2 protein-coding genes are annotated in these 1,005 nt (G+C 76.2%); both read left to right on the top strand.

Annotation, left to right across the window (positions count from 1 at the left end):
* A partial coding sequence (locus E1266_RS39990) for a YdeI/OmpD-associated family protein (protein ID WP_165966384.1) occupies window positions 1-150 on the top strand: 150 nt, incomplete at its 5' end.
* A gap of 29 nt (window positions 151-179) precedes the next feature.
* Window positions 180-920: an ATP-binding cassette domain-containing protein gene (locus tag E1266_RS37415; protein ID WP_132055332.1), complete on the top strand. Its 741-nt coding sequence runs from the start codon at window positions 180-182 to the stop codon at window positions 918-920.
* The last annotated feature ends 85 nt before the right edge of the window (window positions 921-1,005 follow it).

Here is a 1,005-nt window from a genome sequence, read left to right as displayed (position 1 = left end):
GCCGCCCACCCCGACGCCGCCGCCCGGTTCGAGGCGCTCGGCAGGACCGACCGGTACCGGCTGATCCTGCCGCTGCTGAAGGCCAGGACCCCCGCCGGGCGCCAGGCCCGCCTCACCAGGGCGATCTCCGACCTGCTGAACCGCGGCTGACCGCGCCGCCCCAACGGAACGGAGCGCCGGTGCCCGCCGCACTTCGCGAACTGACCGTCCACATCGACACGGGACGCTGGAGCGAGACGGTCCTGGACGCCGTCGACCTCGACGTGCCGGACGGGAAGATCACCGCCCTGCTCGGCGAGTCCGGATGCGGCAAGTCCATGGCCGCCGCGGCGCTCACCGGCACCCTCCCCGACACCGCCACGAGCACAGGGCAGGTGCACGTCGACGGCGAGCCGGTGCGCGGGCAGGGCCAATGGCGGCTCCTCCGCGGCGGCACCGTCGGGCTGCTGCCCCAGGCGGGCGTCACGGCCTTCCGCGCCGGGGAGACCGTCGGCGCGCAGCTGCGCGCCCTGGAGGACCGGTACCGGCGGTGGAGCGTCGGCCGCGCCTGCGCCGCCGCCCGGTATCCCGCCGAGCTGGCCGATCTGTACCCGGACCAGCATTCGGGCGGCCAGATCCAGCGCGCCGCGCTCGCCGCCGCGCTGCTGCCCGCGCCGCGCGTCCTCGTCGCAGACGAACCGGCCGCCTCGCTCGACACCGGGACCGCCTACGGCGTGTGGGTCACCCTCCGCCGGTACGCCGACGCCGGAGCCGCCGTCCTGGTGATCACCCACGACGTGCCGATGCTCGCCGCGACCGGGATCGCCGACCACGCCGCGCTCATGCACGGCGGGAAGATCGTCGCCACCGGCGGCCTCGCCGGCCTGGCCGCACTGGAGGACCCCTACGTGCGCGGCTTCTTCCAGCCGAGCGGCCACTGACCCCGCACGGCCGTTGCCGGTACGGGCGCGTGCCGGGGAGGGCGCGGGCGGGTTCGCCAAGTCCCCGTAAAGATCGGGCAGGGGG

This window comes from Actinomadura sp. 7K534 (assembly GCF_004348575.1).
Taxonomy (GTDB): Bacteria; Actinomycetota; Actinomycetes; order Streptosporangiales; family Streptosporangiaceae; genus Spirillospora; species Spirillospora livida.
This window is presented reverse-complemented; position numbering and strand designations above follow the sequence as displayed.